Origin of the sequence: Pseudomonas sp. Irchel 3H7 (assembly GCF_900187605.1) — a bacterium.
In the GTDB taxonomy this organism is placed as follows: Bacteria; Pseudomonadota; Gammaproteobacteria; order Pseudomonadales; family Pseudomonadaceae; genus Aquipseudomonas.
The window spans coordinates 1-3,161 of record NZ_FYEA01000021.1; the positions used below are offsets into that span (position 1 = coordinate 1).

Consider the following 3,161-nt stretch of genomic DNA (forward strand, 5'->3'; position numbering starts at 1 on the left):
CATCCCGAACTCAGCAGTGAAACGATGCATCGCCGATGGTAGTGTGGGGTTTCCCCATGTGAGAGTAGGTCATCGTCAAGATTAAATTCCGAAACCCCAATTGCGAAAGCAGTTGGGGTTTTGTTTTGCCTGCAGGAAAAGCGTCTGCTTGATTTCTATGCAACGGCCCGGAGCATGGCTATTATTCGGGCCTCATTGTGAGGCGAGACCTGCATGCTGACGTTGTTGAACCTTCTGAAGGATGGTCGATTCCATTCTGGTCAGGATCTGGGGGCTGCCCTGGGAATAAGTCGAAGTGCTGTATGGAAACAGCTTCAGCATCTAGAGGCTGAGCTTGGCTTGTCCATTCATAAAGTTCGCGGGCGGGGTTATCAATTGGCTGCGCCATTAACGCTTCTCGACTCTCGGGCGATATCGGCAATGGCGCCAGGTTGGCCGGTGACCGTTCTGGATTCAGTCGACTCGACAAATGCTGAGGCCTTGCGTGCGATCGGCCAAGGTAGTTTGGCCCCCTTTTTGGTACTCGCGGAGCGACAAGTCTCTGGACGTGGGCGAAGAGGTCGCAAGTGGGTGAGTCCGTTTGCTGAGAATCTCTATTACAGTCTTGTCCTGCGTATTGATGGCGGAATGCGGCAACTCGAGGGGTTGAGTCTTGTCGTGGGGTTGGCTGTTTTGCAGGCTCTGCGAAATTTTGGAGTGCAAAGTACCGGATTGAAGTGGCCCAACGATGTCTTGGTAGGTAACAAGAAAATCGCTGGCATTCTCCTTGAACTCGTCGGAGACCCCGCCGACGTTTGCCATGTTGTGCTGGGCATTGGCATTAACGTGAATATGCAGCTATCGGATGAGGTCGATCAGGAATGGACCTCTATCCGTCTTGAGTCAGGCAAAAGCAGTGATCGTAATGCCTTGGTGGTTGAGCTGAGTAAGCAGTTAAGTGCTCACATCAAGCGCCATCAGGCGGATGGTTTCTCGGTTCTCCAGTCAGAATGGGAGGCCAATCACTTGTGGCAGGGTCGGTCTGTATCGTTGATTGCGGGCTCCAGTCAGATAGACGGCGTTGTGCTCGGAATAGATAGTCAGGGTGCGCTGCGCCTGAAGGTGGATGGCGTGGAAAAAGTCTTTAGTGGTGGTGAGCTCAGCCTGAGGTTGCGTGATGATTCTTGAGCTCGACTGCGGGAACAGCTTTATTAAGTGGCGAGTGCTGAAAGCTGCGCCCGGGGTTCTCTTTTCTGAAGGGGTTGTCGACTCTGATCTAGCGTTACTTGAAAGTTTGAGATCCCTGGACGGGCTTGTGCTGCGCAAGTGCCGCGTGGTCAGTGTCAGGACTGCGGAAGAAACTGATGTATTAATCGATGCGATCAAGCGGGAGTTCGGTATTTCGGTGGTGTGTGCGAAGTCCGCCCGTGAAATGTCTGGTGTCAAAAATGGTTATGAAGACTATGAGCGTCTAGGGCTTGATAGGTGGTTGGCCATGCTGGGCGGGTTTCATCTTGCATCGGGCAGCGCTTGCCTGGTACTCGATTTCGGTACGGCGGTAACGGCTGACTTTATTGCTGCTGATGGTGAGCATCTGGGAGGTTTCATTTGTCCTGGTATGCCATTGATGCGCAATCAGTTACGTACACATACCCGTAAGATTCGCTATGGAGATCTGGCGGCTGAGCGCGCGCTGTCCAGCAATGCACCTGGGCGCACCACCGTTGAGGCGGTGGAACGTGGGTGTTCGTTAATGTTGCGAGGTTTTGTGCTGACGCAGCTGGAAATGGCGAGCGCCTACTGGGGGGAAGATTTTGCAGTCTTTATAACTGGTGGTGATGCTGTATTGGTTGCAGATGTCGCGCCCAGGGCCAAGGTTGTTCCTGACCTGGTATTTGTGGGGCTGGCTATGGCATGTCCTTTTTCCTGAGGTTTGTATGCGTTGGTTGTTCCTCCTGCTTATCGTTCTTAATGGCTTCTATTATGTCTGGCACCAGCAGGAAGCACCTTTGCGGGCGAAGGACGTAACGCCTCTCAGTTTGTATCGAGGTCCCCAGCAAGACATTCGCTTGCTTAGTGAAACGACAGGTGATGTTCGGGAGGGGCGGGGAGGGCGACGGCAGGAATGTCTGTTCCTCGGTGGTTTTTCCCGGCAGGACTCGCTTTCAGCCCTCCAGCAGCGTTTGGCCGAAATGGGGGTCGACGCGCAATCTTCATCGAAGGATGCTTCCGGGGCTGGTTATTGGTTGTCTGTCGCGCCTCAGGGCCAGCGTTTGTTGGGTGATGCTCAGCTGCAGAACCTTTCCAACGAATTCAATGAGTTAAAACATAAAATAATGCTGTGTGAGGGGGTTGCACCTGCTGAGTAGTTTGCATAGAATGGCGCCCGCTCCACAGCGAAGACCCAAACAGGTTTTCAGTGTGAGGCGATGTCAACGCAGCTAACCTCAGGTTTTTAAATGAGAAAATGCTTGACAAGGGGTTGGCATAGTATAGAATGCCGGCCTGATTAGGAGGGGTTCCCGAGCGGCCAAAGGGATCAGACTGTAAATCTGACGTCTACGACTTCGAAGGTTCGAATCCTTCTCCCTCCACCAGATTTAAGCGTGAGCTGCAGGCTCCGCGGGTATAGTTTAGTGGTAGAACCTCAGCCTTCCAAGCTGATGATGCGGGTTCGATTCCCGCTACCCGCTCCAAGTTTGCAGGTTGTGCAAAGTGTTTTGCTCTTGTAGCTCAGTTGGTAGAGCACACCCTTGGTAAGGGTGAGGTCAGCGGTTCAAATCCGCTCAAGAGCTCCATATAACAAGGCAGATATGAAAATATCTGCCTTTGTTTTAATGGTTGATATTGTTTGTCTAATTTCTTCTGTTGAGGGTGATATCGATGGCTAAGGAAAAATTTGATCGTTCCCTGCCCCACGTCAACGTTGGGACCATTGGTCACGTTGACCACGGTAAAACCACTCTGACTGCTGCTCTGACTCGCGTTTGCTCCGAAGTTTTCGGTTCCGCAATCGTTGACTTCGACAAGATCGACAGTGCGCCAGAAGAAAAGGCTCGCGGTATCACCATCAACACCGCACACGTTGAGTACAACTCGAAGATCCGTCACTACGCTCACGTTGACTGCCCAGGTCACGCTGACTATGTGAAGAACATGATCACCGGTGCTGCTCAAATGGA

At 52.3% G+C, this 3,161-nt stretch carries 4 protein-coding genes and 3 tRNA genes; all 7 read left to right on the forward strand.

The annotated features are described in order from the left end of the window. Positions 1-213 precede the first annotated feature (213 nt). Positions 214-1,167: a bifunctional biotin--[acetyl-CoA-carboxylase] ligase/biotin operon repressor BirA gene (birA, locus tag CKW38_RS27945; protein WP_095114413.1), complete on the forward strand. Its 954-nt coding sequence runs from the start codon at positions 214-216 to the stop codon at positions 1,165-1,167. Next, positions 1,157-1,909, forward strand: coding sequence for a pantothenate kinase (locus tag CKW38_RS27950; protein WP_095114414.1), 753 nt, complete (start codon positions 1,157-1,159; stop codon positions 1,907-1,909). Before birA ends, CKW38_RS27950 begins: the two co-directional genes overlap by 11 nt. A gap of 7 nt (positions 1,910-1,916) precedes the next feature. Beyond that, a complete protein-coding gene (locus CKW38_RS27955; protein WP_007918473.1) occupies positions 1,917-2,348 on the forward strand; it encodes a hypothetical protein in 432 nt (143 codons plus the stop codon). A 143-nt stretch (positions 2,349-2,491) separates the two neighbouring features. Beyond that, positions 2,492-2,576, forward strand: a tRNA-Tyr gene (locus CKW38_RS27960). A gap of 25 nt (positions 2,577-2,601) precedes the next feature. Next, positions 2,602-2,675: transfer RNA gene (locus tag CKW38_RS27965), tRNA-Gly, on the forward strand. A 26-nt stretch (positions 2,676-2,701) separates the two neighbouring features. Continuing rightward, positions 2,702-2,777 (forward strand) — tRNA-Thr (locus tag CKW38_RS27970). Between the two features lie 85 nt (positions 2,778-2,862). Continuing rightward, positions 2,863-3,161 (forward strand): GTP-binding protein (locus CKW38_RS27975; protein ID WP_252191703.1); only part of this gene is annotated, 299 nt, incomplete at its 3' end.

Excerpts from the sequence above, each read along its gene's own strand:
- birA (WP_095114413.1), top strand. The coding sequence starts at position 214 with ATGCTGACGTTGTTGAACCTTCTGAAGGATGGTCGATTCCATTCTGGT.
- CKW38_RS27955 (WP_007918473.1), top strand. The coding sequence starts at position 1,917 with ATGCGTTGGTTGTTCCTCCTGCTTATCGTTCTTAATGGCTTCTATTAT.
- CKW38_RS27950 (WP_095114414.1), top strand. The coding sequence starts at position 1,157 with ATGATTCTTGAGCTCGACTGCGGGAACAGCTTTATTAAGTGGCGAGTG.